The 18,267-nt window shown below is 37.9% G+C and carries 16 protein-coding genes; 6 read left to right on the plus strand and 10 right to left on the minus strand.

What is annotated here, in order from left to right; translation table 11 throughout:
* Nucleotides 1–4 precede the first annotated feature (4 nt).
* Together FW768_RS06915 and FW768_RS06920 are read right to left on the minus strand one after the other, a co-directional pair.
* Complete coding sequence (locus tag FW768_RS06915) at nt 5–2,266, minus strand: TonB-dependent receptor plug domain-containing protein (protein WP_153394002.1); 2,262 nt, start codon at nt 2,264–2,266, stop codon at nt 5–7.
* 11 nt (nt 2,267–2,277) lie between these two features.
* On the minus strand, nt 2,278–2,796 hold the full coding sequence (locus tag FW768_RS06920; protein WP_153394004.1) for an RNA polymerase sigma factor: 519 nt from the start codon (nt 2,794–2,796) through the stop codon (nt 2,278–2,280).
* Nucleotides 2,797–3,093: 297 nt separating this feature from the next.
* On the opposite strand from FW768_RS06920, the gene FW768_RS06925 reads away from it, so the two are divergent.
* The gene (locus FW768_RS06925) at nt 3,094–4,278 is read left to right on the plus strand and encodes a C1 family peptidase (RefSeq protein ID WP_153394006.1); all 1,185 of its coding nucleotides are present in this window, start codon (nt 3,094–3,096) and stop codon (nt 4,276–4,278) included.
* Nucleotides 4,279–4,869: 591 nt separating this feature from the next.
* Here the strand turns inward: FW768_RS06925 and FW768_RS06930 are convergent.
* On the minus strand, nt 4,870–5,931 hold the full coding sequence (locus FW768_RS06930) for an NADH:flavin oxidoreductase (protein ID WP_153394008.1): 1,062 nt from the start codon (nt 5,929–5,931) through the stop codon (nt 4,870–4,872).
* 180 nt (nt 5,932–6,111) lie between these two features.
* On the opposite strand from FW768_RS06930, the gene FW768_RS06935 reads away from it, so the two are divergent.
* The gene (locus FW768_RS06935; RefSeq protein ID WP_153394010.1) at nt 6,112–6,507 is read left to right on the plus strand and encodes a winged helix-turn-helix transcriptional regulator; all 396 of its coding nucleotides are present in this window, start codon (nt 6,112–6,114) and stop codon (nt 6,505–6,507) included.
* 415 nt (nt 6,508–6,922) lie between these two features.
* Here the strand turns inward: FW768_RS06935 and FW768_RS06940 are convergent, their stop codons facing one another.
* Both FW768_RS06940 and FW768_RS06945 read right to left on the minus strand, forming a co-directional pair.
* Nucleotides 6,923–7,660, minus strand: coding sequence for a class I SAM-dependent methyltransferase (locus tag FW768_RS06940; RefSeq protein ID WP_153394012.1), 738 nt, complete (start codon nt 7,658–7,660; stop codon nt 6,923–6,925).
* Between the two features lie 275 nt (nt 7,661–7,935).
* Nucleotides 7,936–10,365, minus strand: a complete 2,430-nt coding sequence (locus tag FW768_RS06945) for an alpha-ketoacid dehydrogenase subunit alpha/beta (protein WP_153394014.1) — start codon at nt 10,363–10,365, stop codon at nt 7,936–7,938.
* A 137-nt stretch (nt 10,366–10,502) separates the two neighbouring features.
* Between FW768_RS06945 and FW768_RS06950 the strand changes: the two genes are divergently transcribed.
* On the plus strand, nt 10,503–10,796 hold the full coding sequence (locus FW768_RS06950) for a hypothetical protein (protein WP_153394016.1): 294 nt from the start codon (nt 10,503–10,505) through the stop codon (nt 10,794–10,796).
* A gap of 1 nt (nt 10,797) precedes the next feature.
* Here the strand turns inward: FW768_RS06950 and FW768_RS06955 are convergent, their stop codons facing one another.
* From FW768_RS06955 to queA, 5 genes are all read right to left on the minus strand, one after another.
* Nucleotides 10,798–11,775, minus strand: coding sequence for a polyprenyl synthetase family protein (locus FW768_RS06955; RefSeq protein ID WP_153394018.1), 978 nt, complete (start codon nt 11,773–11,775; stop codon nt 10,798–10,800).
* Nucleotides 11,776–11,848: 73 nt separating this feature from the next.
* On the minus strand, nt 11,849–12,727 hold the full coding sequence (locus FW768_RS06960) for a hypothetical protein (RefSeq protein ID WP_153394020.1): 879 nt from the start codon (nt 12,725–12,727) through the stop codon (nt 11,849–11,851).
* Between the two features lie 141 nt (nt 12,728–12,868).
* Nucleotides 12,869–13,804 (minus strand): sterol desaturase family protein, encoded by a 936-nt coding sequence (locus FW768_RS06965; protein WP_153394022.1) that lies wholly within the window; start codon nt 13,802–13,804, stop codon nt 12,869–12,871.
* A gap of 73 nt (nt 13,805–13,877) precedes the next feature.
* Nucleotides 13,878–14,912: a 23S rRNA (adenine(2503)-C(2))-methyltransferase RlmN gene (gene rlmN / locus FW768_RS06970; RefSeq protein ID WP_153394024.1), complete on the minus strand. Its 1,035-nt coding sequence runs from the start codon at nt 14,910–14,912 to the stop codon at nt 13,878–13,880.
* 101 nt (nt 14,913–15,013) lie between these two features.
* Nucleotides 15,014–16,063 carry a tRNA preQ1(34) S-adenosylmethionine ribosyltransferase-isomerase QueA gene (gene queA / locus FW768_RS06975; protein ID WP_153394026.1) on the minus strand — a complete coding sequence of 350 codons (1,050 nt, stop codon included), beginning with the start codon at nt 16,061–16,063 and terminating at the stop codon, nt 15,014–15,016.
* 176 nt (nt 16,064–16,239) lie between these two features.
* Here queA and FW768_RS23825 point away from each other — a divergent pair, with 176 nt between their 5' ends.
* The 3 genes from FW768_RS23825 to FW768_RS06985 all read left to right on the plus strand — a co-directional run bounded on the left by FW768_RS23825 (nt 16,240) and on the right by FW768_RS06985 (nt 18,264).
* On the plus strand, nt 16,240–16,371 hold the full coding sequence (locus tag FW768_RS23825; RefSeq protein ID WP_262885773.1) for a hypothetical protein: 132 nt from the start codon (nt 16,240–16,242) through the stop codon (nt 16,369–16,371).
* A gap of 67 nt (nt 16,372–16,438) precedes the next feature.
* Entirely contained in the window at nt 16,439–17,131 is a 693-nt protein-coding gene (locus FW768_RS06980; protein WP_153394028.1) for an AIM24 family protein, read from the plus strand.
* 59 nt (nt 17,132–17,190) lie between these two features.
* The gene (locus FW768_RS06985) at nt 17,191–18,264 is read left to right on the plus strand and encodes a serine hydrolase domain-containing protein (protein WP_153394030.1); all 1,074 of its coding nucleotides are present in this window, start codon (nt 17,191–17,193) and stop codon (nt 18,262–18,264) included.
* Nucleotides 18,265–18,267 lie beyond the last annotated feature (3 nt).

An 18,267-nucleotide genomic window follows, 5' to 3' on the forward strand; every position in this document is an offset into this window, starting at 1 on the left:
GTCATTAATTTTTAATCACTTTAAAGGTTTCCCAACGGTCATTGAACCTCATTCTTATCAGATAAATGCTCTGAGGATATGCCGTGATGTCGATTGTGTTTTTACCTCCTTCCAGCTTCTCTTTTCTCATGATGATCTTGCCAGCCAGGTCATAGACAAACAGTTCATCTACGGCATTTCTGGATTTGATATTGATGAGCCCTTTGGTAGGATTCGGGAAGATGGTGACTTTAGAATCCTCCTGGTTATTGGCTTCTGTTTCCAGTTTTTTATTCAGGTTCTGATTGGTAATTCCGTTCTGGCATTCCGGAAGGGTTGCTCTTTGCAGAATCAGCCTTAGCAGCAGGGCGTTCAGTTTTTCCACTTCATAGGAATCAATCGTCGGTTTTATGTGATGATTTCCTATTCCGCTGTCGTTGGTAAGGAAAGTATACGTTCCGTTGGTCATCAGGGCGAAGGTTCTCATCAGATACTCGGTCTGCTTGTCTGTATCACTTGCTGCAAGAGGAATAATGGTAATTCCTTTTTGGGCAGCCGCTTTTATTTTTTCATAAAGAACGGCAATATTTTCATCAGACCTGTGTGGCGGTGCATCCAGGATCAGAAACATTATTTTCGCTGAATTTCCGCTGCTCCATCTTAATTCATCTATAGAAACCTGCAATGCTTCTACTACGGCTTCCGGGGTATCTCCGCCTCCGCTTGCCTTTTGTTTCTTTATAAAACTGATCAGATCTTCTGCATTCTCAGAAAAATCGAATTTACGGGTTACATATTCATCACCTTTATCCCTGTAAAAAACAGAACCATATCGTACGTCTGTATTCTTAAGGTTTCCTTCTACTTTTTTAAGCACATCCAGAAGCTCAGACTGCAGGTAAGAGATTTCATCCCCCATAGATCCGGTAGCATCTACTACAAAAGCAATATCTAAGTTTCTTTTGATCATACAGGGTTTGTCCAATACAATAAGATTCTGCCCGTTCTTAAATTCCCTTATATTGGTACTGATGGTTTGTCCTGAGCCGTCAGTCAGAGAATATTTTCCTGAAAAATCTCCGCCTTCAGTCATGGGATTGATCCACAGCTCTGCGTTTCCTAAGTTGTCAGAAACCGCTTCCCAGATCACTTCTTTTCTATCATTCAAAAGCTTTACTTTTTCCCCGATCACTGGTTTTTTATTTTTATTCACCAGCTGAACAGACACTCTTCTGTCCGGGAAGAATTTCCAGCTATTTTTATATTCGTTAAGGGTGGGAACGGCAATATCTTTCCAGTACTCCCATTTGGAAAAATCATTGAGTTCTCCTGCTGTCAGCTGTCCTGCTTTCGGAAGTTCTTTTTCCGGCTCAGGATCTTCTTCTTTCTTGGATGGAATTTCTTTAATTTTTTTAAGTTCAGATTCGGACAGGCCTTTCACGGTTGTAACGACCACCACTCCTTCACTGGCTTTGCTTCCGTATAAAGAGGTTGCTTCAAAACCTTTCAGTACTTTTAGTTCTTTGATATTTTTAGAGTCTAAAACATTCAATATCCCCGCTTTCGCATCTATGATTTTTCCGTCTATGACGTAAAGTGGAGATTTCACAGCTCCAAGGCTGCTGGCTCCTCTTATTCTGATTTCAGATCCTTTCTCTCCCGGTGAAGAAACTGACACCCCTGCTACTCTTCCGCTTAAGGCAGAAGAAGCACTCACATCTGATGAGGCGATTAAAGTGCTTGATGAAGCGACTGAGGCTGTTTTTTTCATTCCATACCCTATCATGACTACCTCATCTATACTCCTTTCTTTCAGCGTATCACTTTCAATCCGGGAAACCCTATTTTCTTCATATATTTTTGGAGGTTCCGGCAGATGGCAGGAAACAGGAGGAATAAACGGTTCCGGCACTACTATCGGCTTATATGCTAAAACAGGAGGTTCAATTTCTTTTATTTCTTTCTGAATATTAGCCTTTACCGTACTGTCTATCTTCTGAATATGAGTTCCTGAAGGCTTTTCTTTTGTACTTTTTGCAATCACAGGCTGTGAGGGAAGAACCGTATCTTTTTTATTCAGAAAATAAAAGACTCCCAGACCAAGGATCAGGCTGGCTGCAATTCCATAAGGGAACCATGCCGGAATGATTTTCTTTTTGTTTTCTTTTTTATCCAGTTTTTCTTCAACTTTTGCCCAAACTTTTTCAAAACCAGGAAATCCGGCAGGTTCTTCTGAAAGCTTTGAAGCATCATTGAATCTTTTATCTATATCGTGATTATTTTCCATTGTTGTAAAGTTTAAATGTTTTGACTAACCAAAAGTTCCTGTAGTTTTTTCCTGGCAAAATTGAGCTGGGACTTGGAAGTTCCCTCGCTTATGGAAAGCATGGCTGCAATTTCTTTATGCGGATACCCTTCAATCGCAAAAAGATTGAATATGGCCCGGCAGCCTTCGGGAAGAAAGCTCAACAGGCTGAGGATATCCTTTTCAAAAGAAATACTTTCTGCTGGTGCACCGGATGTTTCTATAAAGCCCTCTTCTAAAGAAACGAATTGTGTCTTCCCTGCTCTTAATTTCTGAAGACATTCATTCACTGCAATTTTTCTGGCCCATGCTTCAAAGGTATCCAGGTTCTGGAGCTGGGTAATCTTCGTGAATATTTTGTAGAAGGTATCTGCCAATACTTCTTCAATATCTTCATCATTTTTCAGGTAGCGTCTGCAGACTGAATACAGCCGGCCCGCCATGGTCTCGTAAACTTTCCGCTGTGCACTGCGGCTGTTACGCTGGCATTCTATTAGTAATTCTCTTTCCATAGTATGGCTTTATACTGATATAGATGCATTAACTTTCGGATAGGTTGGAAACATATTAACTTTTTTCTAAAATAAATAAAGGAAATTCATCAATAAACAAAGAAGACGTAAAAGTCTGATATGCAAAGAAAACCTCTCATTATCTGGTCTTTAAAATCGTTTCTTTGTCTTATAATACCTCCCTATTTATGAAAAATTTTCAGTTTCAAATTTAACTTTTCCCTTTGTAACAAATCTTTACTATGAACGACTATTCATATAAATAATCTTTTTATAGTAATGAAAAATAACAAATTTATGTCATTACTTTTTGTTTTGTCTGCAGGAAGTATGATGTTTGCCCAAGATGATTTGATCAACAAACTAAAAAACAATCACTCTCAAAATGCTAATTTTCAGTTTACCACGTTAAAAGACGTAGGAGCTACTTCAGTAAAAAACCAAGGTTCTTCCGGAACATGCTGGAGTTATTCAGGAAATTCTTTCCTTGAATCTGAAATGCAGAGAATGGGTAAAAAACCAGTAGATCTTGCTGAAATTTTTACTGCCAGAAATTCATACCACGACAAAGCTAAATTATATGTACTGAACAGCGGAGCGATCAGCTGGGGTGACGGAGGTGAACTTCACGACGTGATCAATATGTACAAAAAATACGGAGCTGTACCTCAGGATGTATATACCGGACTAAAAGCCGGACAAACCCTTAATAATTTTAAGGAAATGCAGGAAAAACTTAAACCTGTTCTTGACAGCCTTGTGCAGGCAGGTTCAAAAGGAAAGCTTACGGATAACTGGATGAATTCTGTAGATGCTATCCTTGATGAATACCTTGGAAAAGTTCCTGCTAATTTTACTTACGAAGGGAAAAATTATACACCGAAGACTTTCGCTAAAGAAGTTGTAGGCATCAATCCTGAAGATTATGTAGAAATTTCTTCTTACAAAGATTATCCATACTACCAGAAATTTGTAGTTCCGATTCCTGATAACTGGAGCCACGATTCTGACTGGAATGTTCCGATGAAAGATCTTACAGCAATCATTGACAATGCTGTAAGCAAAGGATATTCTGTAGGTTGGGCTACTGATGTTTCCGAGCCTTATTTCTCTTATAAAAACGGTGTAGCCTATGTTCCGGACATGGATCTGGACCAAATCAACGCGGAGAATAAACAGTCTCTGTTTACAGAACCTAAAAAAGATAAAACCATTACTGAAGATATGCGTCAGAAAGCTTTAAATAATCTTTCTACAACAGATGATCACGGCATGCATATTGTAGGATTGGCTAAGGACCAGACCGGAAAGGAATATTATATGGTTAAAAACTCATGGGGTGTAACCAATGATTTTGAGGGGTATCTTTATGTAACAAAACCTTACGTTGAGTATAAATCTACCGCGATCCTGATTCACAAGAATGCAATTCCAAAAAACATTCTTAAACAATTGAAACCAACCAAAAATATTGGTTTATAAACACAATCACTATTGCCGTTACGGCAGTTTTAGATATTTAAATCTGTTAGTAGTCCGCTCCGTCATCTGGAGCGGATTTTTTTATTAATGATGAGTAATGAAGTTTTCTTCTTTTGAAACTTTTTTGGTTTGGAGATAAAGGTTTCCCACAGATTGCACTGATTACAAAGATCTTTTTATCTCGCGGACTCTAAACGTTATAGATTTTGGAAACCTATAACGTTTTAATTACAAGGCAAACATGTGCAGATCCGCGACAGATTTTTATGCTCGATGATAACGCAGATAAAGCAGTTTTTTTAAACTTAAGTGTTCTTCTAAGGATAAAGTTTATCCATTCAATAAACCATATTGATGGGCTCGTGAACCGGCAATGAATGGATGCAGATAAAAAAATCAACTGCGGCTTTCAGAAATTTCCGAAAGCCGCAGTTTTTAATAAATAGGTGAAAAATTAAATATAAAATAAAGTGTATTGAAATTTTTATGACGGGTAAATGCTAATGGTGACCGTTAATTTTTGTTCCGTAAAGTGAATCTTTACCCCCCAAACAATTGACTGCGAAGCAAATTCACTATTCAATATTCACATTAAAACAGATTCCCCATGCTTTCTGCCGAAAAGTCCAGCAGTTCTTCCATATTTCCGGTTTTGATTTTCTTAACCCATTGATAATCCTGAAGAATAGCACGTCCTACTGCTACCAGATCAAATTCTTCTTTCTCAAGTCTGCGTGTCAGTTCGGTAAGATCTGTTTTTTCGGTTCCCTGTCCTGCAAATGCATTAAGGAAATCACCTTTCAATCCCACAGAACCTACTGTGATTGTTGGCTGCCCGGTGATCTTTTTGGCCCAGCCTGCAAAATTCAGATCAGAACCTTCAAATTCCGGTTCCCAGAAACGGCGTTGTGAACAATGGAAAATATCTACTCCGGCCTCTTTTAACGGTAAAAGCCAGTCTTCCATTTCATTTGGAGTTTCGGCAAGCCTGCTTTTATAATCCTGCTGTTTCCATTGGGAAAGACGTAAAATAATGGTAAAATCCTCTCCTACTGCCGCTCTGATTGCTTTTACAACTTCTACAGCAAAACGGCTTCTTTCTTTAATCGTTTTTCCTCCGTATTCATCAGTTCTGGTATTGGTTACTTCCCAAAAGAACTGATCAATAAGATACCCATGAGCTCCGTGGATTTCCAGACAGTCGAATCCAAGGTCTTTTGCTGATTTGGCAGAAGCGGCAAACTGGGCAATGGTATCCTGAATATCCTCAATGGTCATGGTAGATGCCTTTTCCATTGGAACCAGCGGATAATCCTCTGCCATTCTGGTATCTCCTACATGCCAGATCTGAGGCCCCATTTTGCCCCCATTCTGATGAACAGCATTGATAACGTTTTTCCAGCCCGCTAATGCTTCATTTCCGTAAAAATCCGGGATATTCTGAAGGTTTTTGGAAGCTGGTCTGTTAATGACTGTACCTTCCGAAAGGATCAATCCTACTTCTGAAGCCGCTCTTCTTGCATAATATTCTGCAATTTTAAGAGTTGGTACTCCATTATCAGACTGGGCTCTCGTCATTGGAGCCATAACGATTCTGTTTTTAAGCTCTAAATTTTTATAGCTAAATGGTGTAAACAGTGATTCTGTACTCATTTTGTAATATTTTTTGCTAGTGCATTTTTAAATTGTTACACAAAGTAACTAATAATAGTTTGTTTTTGTATCTTTCATTAAAAAAATAGTGGTAACTTCGCGGTAACCTACAATAGTAACATTGAAGTAACATATGAAATTCCGATTCCATATGATGTTCAAGAAATAAATATCTTTCCCATGAAAAAGAATGAATTGATGCAATACAGCTGCCCTCTTGGCAAGGCAATGTCTGCTTTAGGAAGCAAATGGAAACCCATTATTGTTCTTGTGATCAAGGACCGCAAGCTGCGTTTCGGGGAGCTGGCTGTACGGATTAATGTGATTTCAAGAAAGGTACTGACCGACCAGCTTAGAGAAATGGAAGCCGATGGATTGATCATCCGTGAAGAATTTAAAGAGCTGCCTCCAAGAGTGGAATATTCCCTTACAGAAAAAGGATTGGCTTTACTGCCTATTTTATATAAACTGGAGGAATGGGAAGCACAATATCAGAATAAAGAAATGCAGTCTGAGCATTGCAGTGTATTGAGTAAAGAAGAAAAAAAGATTAGCCTCGCAGATGCTGCAGATTGAGCAGATTTAATTATTTATTCCTTGATATTGAGCTGCCAAAATAATTTTTACCATCCTTGAAAATGTGTGCGATCAGTGGGAAATATTTTTGCTACCAATGCACAAATTAATTTACTGTTTATGTAAAATAGGAGAAAAGAATTAAATGTAAAGTTGATGATTGATACTGATGATTTCAGGATGCAAAGGATAGAATCAACTCCGTTGATTCTATGAGGCTTTGGTTGTCCTTCGGCTATTACAATCTTAGCCTACAAAAAATCTGCGAGAGATATTTCAAAGATTGAGAAGTTGGAAAACTAAAGGATTTTGAATTATTATACTGTTTTTAAGGCGCAAGAAAGCCAAAGGTTTTCGGTAATCTCTTACAATTCAAACTTCATAATGCTTTCATTTATTTTCAATGGAAATAACTTCAATCATTTCTTATCACCAGCATATCGGCAAAAGGAGTGATCTTTTTATTCTCTGATATTTTCAAACCGGCAGAAAAGATTGCTTTTTCCCATTGTTTGCGGCTTAGAAAATGAAAAGCACCTATATTAAAGAAGATAAAATTGGTTACATCTCTGAACTGTTCCGAAATAATGATTAATCCTCCCTTTTTAACTACTCTTTTAGCTTCTTTAAAGAACAAAACCCTCTGATCATGATTCAGTATTTCATGAACGGCAGTAACAGCAAGAATAATATCCTGGGAACCGTCTTCAAAAGGCAACTGATTGGGTGATATTTTGATCTCTTTCTCATTGGGTGGAAACAGTTTTTTTGAAACATTTATTCCGCTTTCATGCTCATGCCTGTTACCGTAAATATCACAGACCGTTAAATGTAGTTTCGGATATTTTTCCTCTAAATGTCGGGATAAAGGATCAAAACTGGCATGAACTAAGACCGCTTTCTCTGTTTTATTCCAGTCTACAATATCTTTCAAATTATTTAATTCATAAAGATCGGACTTGTCATAAAGAATATAAGACGCTGTAACTGATGCAATGATATTCAAGAGGATAAGAACACCGATTATTCTTAAAAACAGAATCCATTCATGAGAATCCACCTGGAAAGATAAAAGAAAAAGAATGAAAGAAATAACAGCTCCTAAAACGATCTTCTTGTAATTGAACAGGATGACAAGCTTGGTGATTTTCATGGAAAGTAGTTTGATATTGATTCAAATGTAGGAATTTAAATGGAATTAAGGATCAGGCAGAAATCAGGATGAGCATAAAGCTGAAAATTATCATTTTTTTCTTGAAATCGAAGATTCGACATAGTCAAAAAAAAGTATACAAAATTCAAGACTGGAATCATCCGCTATAATTTGTCTTTGTCTGCCGTCGCAATTATAAAAAATATTTACTCTTGTTTTACCCACAAAAAAACCGCTCTCCATTGGAAAGCGGCTAGTTATATTTTTAATCCTGATTAAAATGAAGGATATTTCTGAGGATTGGTTTCGTGGAACATCGCATAGATTTTTTCAACCATATCATCTGAAGATGGTTTGCTGAAATAATCTCCGTCACTTGCATATGCAGGCCTGTGGTCGTTTGCAGCGATCGTTAACGGATCAGAATCCAGATATCTGAACGCTTTCTGTTTTTCAAGGATCTGCTGTAAAATGAATGCGGAAGTACCTCCTTCTACATCTTCGTCAATCACCACCAATCTGTTGGTCTTTTTAACGCTGTCTGCAATTTCGTGAGAAAGGTCGAAAGGAATCAGTGACTGAACATCAATAACTTCAGCTGAAATTCCCAATTTTTCCAATTCTTCTGCGGCTTCCATTACAACTCTCCATGTTGAGCCGTAAGTGACCAAAGTAACATCTTTTCCTTCTTTTGTCACTTCAATTTTACCTACAGGAACAGTGAATTCACCTAAGTTATCAGGCTGTTTTTCTTTTAATCTGTATCCGTTCAGACATTCAACGATAACCGCAGGATCATCGCTCTGAAGCATCGTGTTATAGAATCCTGCTGCTTTGGTAAGGTTTCTAGGTACCAATACTAAAATACCTTTGGAAAGGTTCAGGATTCCTGCCATTGGAGAACCTGAATGCCATACTCCTTCCAGTCTGTGCCCTCTTGTTCTGATGATTACCGGAGATTTCTGACCTCCTTTTGTTCTGTACTGAACCGTTGCAAGATCGTCACTCATTCCCTGAAGGCAGTATAGGATATAGTCCAGATACTGGATCTCAGCGATTGGTCTCAATCCTCTCATCGCCATACCGATTCCCTGTCCAAGGATCGTAGCTTCACGGATTCCTGTATCAGCTACTCGTACATCACCATATTTTTCCTGCATTCCTTCAAGTCCCTGGTTGACATCACCGATATTTCCGGCATCTTCACCAAATACTAAAGTTTCAGGATATTTTTCAAAAATTTTATCGAAATTATTTCTTACCACTACTCTTCCGTCTACTTCTTCAGAAGAATCTGAGTAAACTGGTTTGATTTCTTTTACATTTTCAGCTTTCCATTGAGACTGGGAATACAAATGGGAAGAATAGTTATCTTTTTCCACTTCAAATACTTCCTGGTACTTCTGCATCAGCTGATTTCTTTCCGCAGAATGAGTTCCTCTGGTTGCCATAAGGGTTTTTCTTGCCAGGTGGAATATATCTTTTTTAGCTTTGGAAACCAATTTGCTGAACTGGGCAATATACCCTTCCACTTCAGTATTCTGTCCTTTAAGGTTTTCTACCAAAGGAAGAACAGACTGAATAAGATCTGTAATAGCTTTCTGGTAGTTTTCCCAGGCATTTTTCTGGCCCGCTTTTACTGCTTTTTTAGATTCTTCGTCAATAGCATCTAATTCTTCGGCAGTAGCAATGATTTCTTCTTTACCTTCAATCTCTATAGAATAATTAAGGATCCACTCTCTGAATTTCACCAATCCGTCAAAATCTGCTTCCCAGGCAAGACGCTCTTCATTTTTATATCTTTCGTGAGAACCGGAAGTAGAATGTCCCTGAGGCTGGGTAACTTCTATCACATGCACCACTACCGGAATGCTTTCTGTTCTTGCAAAATGTTCTGCTCTGGCATATGCATCCAATAATGCAGGATAATCCCATGCTTTTACCTGAATGATCTCACATCCCTGGTTTTCGCCTTCTTTTCTCTGGAAACCGCTTAACATTTCTGAAATATCAGCCTTTGCTCTCTGGTTTTTAGTTGGTACAGAAATTCCGTAACCATCATCCCAGATAGAAACAATCATAGGAACCTGAAGGGCACATGCTGCGTTCAAGGTTTCCCAGAAATGGCCTTCTGCTGTAGAAGCATCACCAATGGTACCAAAAGCGATCTCATTCCCATCTTTCGAGAATTTTTCTGATCCTTCAAATTTTACACTCTTATAAACTTTAGAAGCCTGTGCCAATCCTAATAATCTTGGCATCTGTCCTGCAGTAGGAGAAATATCAGAAGAGATGTTTTTCTGAGCCGTAAGATCTTTCCAGCTTCCGTCTTCATTTAAACTTCTTGTGGCAAAATGCCCGTTCATCTGTCTTCCAGCTGAGGCAGGCTCTCTTTCTACGCTTGTATCAGCATATAGCTGTGCAAAGAAACTTTCCACGGTTAAAGCATCTGCTGCTAATGCAAAAGTCTGGTCTCTGTAATATCCTGAACGGAAGTCTCCGTTTCTGAAAACTTTTGCCATGGCCAGCTGCGGAAGCTCCTTACCGTCTCCAAAAATTCCAAATTTAGCTTTTCCCGTAAGCACTTCTCTTCTTCCGAGGTAAGACATTTCGCGAGAAATCCTTCCTAACCTGTAGTCTTCAAGTATCTGATTTTTAAAATCCTGGAAGGAAATTTGCTGTGTTTCAATATAAGTTGTCTGCATAGCTAGATATAAAAGTTTTTATTCTTCAAGTATTCCGCTAATATACAATTTTTAAATTAATTTTAATTTTTAATAATCTTTTTTAAAAATTTGATAATAAAAAAAATTGTGTTTTATTTTGAAAAAAATTGTAACAGATGGAAAAAAAGTCACCTCATATCCTGAATGCTTCCAGTAATCTTTTAGGGTTTTCACTGATCATCATCACCTCTCTTAAAATCACAAAGATCAGTCACAACACGCATTTAGACGAATTTGCAGGTCTTGCCTGTCTTCTTTTTGCATGCAGTTGTTTTTTTTCATTCCTGGCCATCAGGACCAAGCATGAAAAGCGGGAAATCAGGTTTGAGACTATTGCGGATTATTTATTTTTAATCGCCTTATTTTGTATAGTTCTAGCTGTTATTATTCTTACAATGAAGATTATTTAGTCTAAAACTTTCGCTCAATAACATAATCCAGCATACTCTGTAAAGATCTTCTGGGTTCAGAATCCGGGAATTCGTTCAGAATATCTTTGGCTTTCTGTTGAAAATCTTTCATCACTTTAACGGCATAGTCAAGACCGCCTGAGCTTTTAACAAACTCAATCAGTTCTTTTACCCGTTTAGGATTGTTATTATAACGTTTTATGGTATTGAAATAGTATTTTCTGTCCTTTTCTGAAGCTGTTTTCAGAGTATGGATCAGAGGAAGTGTCATTTTTTGCTCCTTAATATCGATCCCTACAGGTTTTCCGATAACATTTGAGCTTAGATAATCAAAAAGGTCGTCCTTGATCTGAAAAGCCATTCCGGTATAGGTTCCGAAGTCCTGCATCTTTTTGGCAAGAACTTCATCAGCGTTATTGGATAAAACCCCTATCTCACAGCAGGCAGCAATAAGGGTTGCTGTTTTCTGGCGGATAATCTCATAATAGACCTCTTCCGTAATATCCAGTTTTCTTGCCTTTTCAAGCTGAAGAAGTTCGCCTTCTGACATTTCACGGATCGTTCTGGAAATTACGCTGAGCAGATCATAATCTTTATGGTCTGTAGAAAGCAATACGGATTTGGATAAAAGATAATCCCCAACCAAAACAGCAATTTTATTTTTCCACAGAGCATTGATTGAGAAAAAATTACGACGTTTGAAGCTTTCATCCACTACATCATCGTGCACCAGTGTAGCCGTGTGGATCAGCTCGATCATGGAAGCTCCGCGATAGGTTTTCTCATTAACCTCACCAATCAGCTTGGCACACAGAAACACAAACATTGGGCGCATCTGCTTGCCTTTGGTAGTAACAATAAAACGGGTTACTTTATCTAATAAAGGCACTTTGCTCTGCATTGATTCATAAAACTTCTGCTCGAAAAGTTTCATTTCCTCATTGATCGGTTGTTTGATGTCTTCTACAATGTTGGCCACAATCTGTGAATAATAGGTAAATACTAATTAATGATCACAAAGATAATTTTTTTCAGGCAATTTTAAGATATAATTAATCTTTGAGTTGGTCTTTCGAAATAAAAAAAAGTGCCGGTTCTGCCTTTCCAAACTTCGATTTAAATTTCTCACCTGAAATGTATATTCCTCTTTCATCAACTGCAATACCTTCAATCTGGCCTACCGCTAAAGCGCTTCCCAGATAATAATGCCTTGGTTTTTCTTTAAAAAACACCCCTGGTTCCGCTTCGGTAAATACATTCATAAAGACTTCTGTTCTTTTGGTGTATCCAACCAAATATAGCTTTTTATCAAAATAAGCAGCATCAGTTACTACAAAATTGGTATTATAAGATTCAATTTTCCGGGCTTCCTGTTTTTCAGATACTTCCGGATCAACAATATAATGAGTAGTCGATTTTGAGGTCCATTCTTTGGTAAAGATATGCAGCTTGCCATTCAGGTAAATCATCGCTTCCGCATCATAGTCATTGTCGGTATATTTAGGAATGAATTCCGTTTGATCCGGATAATAAAAAGAGATTTTAGCAATGGAGTCATTTTTTGGCTCACCATTCCCGAAAGGTAGTTTGTAGATTTCCAAATCTCTTCTCGTTCCGGCATTATTTCCAAAATCCCCGATATAGAAATTTTCCCCGTCATTCGTCAAAGCTTCCCAATCTTTATTTTTTGCATTGATTTTAAGGGTGTTTTTTATGCTCCCGGTTGTTTCATCCAGTTCAAAAAGTTCAGGATCATTACCACTGTCATTGAAAGTATATAATTTCCCATTAAAAATACTCAGGCCCGAAGTCTCCTTGATCTTATCATCTAAATAGCCTACTCTGTGTTTGCGTATCTTCAAAAATTCGGTCTGCTGGGCAACCACGTATTGGAAACTTATCACTGTAATAAACAGAAGGATCTTTTTCATAGGGTAAAAATAAAGGTTTATGAATAATTGAAAGAATGAACATTACAATTTCTGATCTTTCATTCAATAAAAAACGGGCTTAAGCCCGTCCCATCGATTTTTATTGTAGATTTTTATTGATGTAAAATGAATGTACAGACATCAGGCAGACTGCTTTTTCTGTTCCTGTTTTTTTGCTTGTCTTGCCCAGTATTCTTTCTGGTATTGCCTTACCGTCTTTCCGGTTCCGTCATGTCTCCATCCCGGAGAATTGAAGATATAGTTGATTCTGTCTGTAAATGTAAGGCCAGGCTGCCGGAGATCTTTCCATATTTTCCTCCATTCATAGAACAGAACCGTGTCCGCTCTATTATCCGGCATTTTCGGATAAATACCAAATTTTACGGGCACATTAGGATCTTCTTTTTCAAAAGTTCCAAAGATTTTATCCCAGATGATCAGACACATTCCCATATTCTTATCCAGATACTTGATATTGCAGGCATGATGAACCCGGTGATGAGAAGGGGTAACCAGAATATATTCCAGGAAGCCCATACTTTTTACGGTCTGGGTGTGCACCCAGGTTCCATATACCTGCCCGATAGCATACGCAACCATGATGTGCCATGGATTAAATCCTAAAAATGCCAGCGGAGAAAAATATAAATATCGGTAAAGCGGCTGTAGAACAGGACTTCTGAACCCGGTTGTAAGATTAAAGAATTCTGAATTGTGATGCGTGATATGAACCGCCCAGAATGCTCTTGAGCGATGATCTACATAATGCAGTACATAATAGGCAAAATCTGTTATCACAAAGCAGATGAGCCAATACCATAGTGTAAAATCCCATGAGAAAAGCCTGTGGCTGTAAAAGAAAAACATGACTCCCATGGCGAAAGCCTTCATGATCAGATCCAGACCAAAATTCATCAGGGCAAGATAGACATTGGTAGCAACATCTTTCCCACTATACAATTTAGCTTCTGAAACGTGGCTGTAGATCATTTCGGCCAAAATAACAGCGGCATGCAACGGAATTGCCCATGCGTATACACTTTCAAGACCGTCTTCATTCATTAAAAAGTCCATCATCACGTATTACTTTAATGCAAAGGTAGGACTTTAAGAAATTTTTAAGAGAAATTTTCGATTTTTTAAGGAAATTTTAATCGGCTGTTTTATTGGCCAATTGTCCGCAGGCTGCATCAATATCGCCGCCACGGCTTTTTCTGATCATAACGGTAATTCCGGCATTTTCTAACTGACGAACATAATTCTCTTCCGCTTGCTTGTTGCACTGGTCATATTTTCCGTCTCCGATTGGATTGTACTGGATCAGGTTTACTTTAGAAGGAACCTGTCTGCAATACCTGATCAAGGCTTTAATATCTTCATCTCCGTCATTGATGCCTTTCCATACACAATATTCGAAAGTAATCACGGAACCTGTTTTCTGGTACCAGTACTGAAGCGCTTCCATAATGTCCGTTAATGGAAATTTATCTGAGAAAGGCATGATCTCATTACGCTTTGATTCGATTGCTGAGTGAAGGGACAAGGCCAATTTCACACGCAGTTCGTCATCAGCAAGCATTTTGATCATTTTCGGAATTCCGGATGTAGAAACGGTAATTCTTCTTGGAGACATTCCCAAACCTTCAGGCTGGGTAATTTTTCTGATCGCTTCCACCACATTTTTGTAGTTCATCATCGGCTCTCCCATTCCCATGAATACGATATTGGAAAGCGGTCTGTCGAAATACATTTTACTTTGACTGTCAATCAGGGCAACCTGATCTACAATTTCGGCTACTTCAAGATTTCTCATTCTTTTCAGTCTTGCCGTAGCACAGAATTCGCAGTTTAATGAGCAGCCTACCTGTGAAGATACACAGGCCGTAGTTCTTGTTTCGGTTGGAATAAGAACAGATTCTACCAATAATCCATCATGGAGTTTTACTCCATTTTTGATGGTTCCGTCAGAACTTCTTTGAAGCTGGTCTACAGAAACCGGATTAATGGTATATTCTTCGGAAATTCTTTCACGAAGGGTTTTCGAAAGATTCGTCATTTCATCAATCGAATGGAGGTTTTTACTCCATAGCCAGTCGTAGACCTGTTTCGCACGAAACGGTTTTTCTCCCAAAGACACAAAGTAGTCTTTAAGCTGGTCTAATGATAATGTACGGATATCTTTCAAAATAGGGTTGATTATAGATTTTAAATTATAAATTTTAGATTAAAATCCCTTCCGGAGGTTAGAACCTAATCTAAAATTTATAATCTATAATTTAAAATTAATTACAAAATAAGCATTGCATCACCGTAAGAATAGAATTTATACTTTTCTTTTACGGCTTCTTCATAAGCGTGCATCACGAAATCTCTTCCGGCAAATGCAGCAATCATCATTAGTAATGTAGATTTTGGGGTGTGGAAATTCGTAATCATTGAATTGGCTACTCCAAAATCGTGAGGCGGATAAATGAATTTATTAGTCCAGCCATTGAAAGCAGAGATTTTTTTATTGGAAGAAACAGATGTTTCCAATGCTCTCATCGTAGTGGTACCCACTGCACATACTCTTCTGTGAGCATCTACAGCTTTATTAATGATGTCAGCATTTTTCTCGTCAATGATGATCTCTTCAGATTCCATTTTATGCTTAGAAAGATCTTCTACTTCAATTGGGTTGAATGTTCCCAAACCAACGTGAAGGGTAACTTCAGCAAAGTTGATTCCTTTGATCTCCAGTCTTTTCATCAAATGTCTGGAGAAATGCAATCCTGCCGTAGGTGCAGCAACAGCTCCTTCTACTTTTGCATAGATGGTTTGGTATCTCTCTGCATCTTCAGGCTCTACTGCTCTTTTGATGTATTTTGGAAGTGGAGTTTCTCCTAATTCTTTCAATTTAGTTCTGAATTCATCATAAGATCCGTCGAATAAGAATCTCAGAGTTCGTCCTCTTGAAGTGGTGTTATCAATTACCTCAGCAACAAGAGATTCATCTTCGGTAAAGAATAATTTGTTACCAATTCTGATTTTTCTTGCAGGATCTACCAATACGTCCCAAACTCTTGTTTCTTTATCAAGCTCTCTTAAAAGGAAAACTTCAATTTTAGCGCCTGTTTTTTCTTTATTTCCATAAAGACGTGCAGGGAAAACCTTGGTATTGTTAAAGATAAACAAATCATCCTCGTCAAAATAATCAACAACATCTTTAAACAGTTTATGCGAGATGGTCTCAGTTTTTCTGTCAAGAACCATTAATCTGGCTTCGTCTCTGTGCTCTGATGGGTGTTCTGCTAATAACTCCGCAGGAAGATCAAAATTAAAATCTGATGTTTTCATTTTTTAAATTACGGTTTAAAAATTATTGAAATTACAAGGTGTAATTTTCGGAGTGCAAATATACGACATTCAATACCCCTTTGTCAAGTATTATTTAAATTCAAATATAAAACCGTGATTTTACGGGAGTTTTGCATTGAAAAAAAGTCTATTTTAGCCCGGAATTAAAAACAGTTATGAAAAAATCTCCTTGTAAAATCTATTTTTTAAACAATCCTTACCCTGACGGACATGAGATCATTGATTTTGTATGGAGCGGAAGAATAGATGATGATGAATTCGCTCACCTTAATTCTAAACACCACTGAAAAGAGTACAAATTATACCCAAAGAACAACACTAAAAAATTATATATCATTTAAATTTCAAAACATTATGAGCAAGTATTCAATTGAAGCATTTATTAATGAAACCAAAGAAAATCCACAACAGAGAGACTATTTTGAGCTGGAAACCAAGCACCTTCTGGAAATCAACCTGAATAATCAGGCAGTATGGACGAAGAAAGGAAGTATGGTAAGTTATGTGGGCAACATCAATTTTGAAAGACAGGGAATGCTGTCCGGAGGAATAGGAAATCTTTTAAAGAAAGCAATCAGCGGAGAAGGAGCCAAACTCATGAAGGCTGAAGGAACAGGGAAATTATATGTGGCAGATTCCGGAAAGAAAGTTCGTATCCTTTATCTGAACAATGAGTCAGTATGTGTAAACGGAAATGATGTTCTGGCCCATGAGCAAAGTGTAAAAAGTGATATTACCATGCTTAAAAGTGTTGCAGGAATGCTGGCTGGCGGACTTTTCCAGGTAAAGCTATCGGGAACGGGGCATATTGCCATAACCACTCACGGAGATCCTTTAACGTTATTGGTAACTCCTGATACTCCGGTGTTCACAGATCCTAATGCTACAGTAGCATGGTCCGGAAACCTGAGCCCTGAACTGAAAACCAATGTTTCATTAAAAAGCCTTATCGGAAGAGGAAGCGGTGAAGAATTCCAGATGAAGTTTTCAGGACATGGATGGGTACTGATTCAGCCTTATGAAGAAGTATATTATATGGAAAAATAATAACATAAATACTTATCTTTGAAGTAAGTAATTCTATGTTCATTTAAAAATACAGCCCTATGAAATATATCCTATCAGGATTTCTGCTGATGATGTTCAATACTGTTCATCCTCAGCTACAGAAAGTCGAAAAAGTAATTGACTCTTCTGTAAAAGAAGATAATTTTAACGGCTCTGTTTTATTGGCGAAAAATGGCAAAACTGAATTACTTACTTACAAAGGTTTCTCCAACAGGCATTACCAGATTCCATTTTCTGATGAAACCAGATTTCATATTTTTTCACTCACCAAAACCTTTACGGCAGCATTGATTATGCAGCTTTATGACCAAGGAAAAATAAATCTGGACTCCACCATTTCTACCTATTACCCGGAATACAAAGGGGAAGCCGCGAAAAAAGCCACTATCAGGAATCTTCTTACCTACAGCAGCGGAAGAGCCAATAAAGACATCAGTACACCGGAATTTATCCACCAGGCATATGATAATACAATATGGGAGCTGGATGATTTCATCAATACCTTCCTTTCTGAAAAGCTGGTTGATGAGCCGGGAACTAAATTCAGCTACAACAACGGAGATTTTATTCTGCTCGGAAAGATCATTGAAAAAATTTACCATAAGCCGTTTGAAAAAGTTTTACAGGAACAGATCCTTACTCCTCTGAAAATGCAGAATACCGGCTTTCTTCATCATAATGACATTATTAAAAATATTGATGAAGGATATTCAGCAGATGAATCTGACCCCTTTTCGCTGCATATGCCAACGAATACCTACATTGACAATTTCTATTCTGCAGGAGCCATGTACTCCACCCCTAAGGATTTACAGATCTTTGACCAGGCTGTTTTTAATCATAAGCTGTTCAGCAAAAAATCACTGGATATCATGCTGACTGCTGATAAGAAGCTGGAAGATACAGCTCTTGGTTTCTGGGTGTATCCTAAAAAATTCGGTTCTGTTAACACGATATTTGCAGAGCGTCAGGGTGAAGGATATGGGCACAGCGCCAACTGGGTACATTTAGTAGATAAAAACCTCACTGTAATTATTTTATCGAATACCAAAGACATCAAATATCTGAATAAGATGAGAGAAAAAGTAATTGCAGCTTATTATGGTCAATAGCTG

Source organism: Chryseobacterium vaccae, assembly GCF_009602705.1.
GTDB classification, from domain to species: Bacteria; Bacteroidota; Bacteroidia; order Flavobacteriales; family Weeksellaceae; genus Chryseobacterium; species Chryseobacterium vaccae.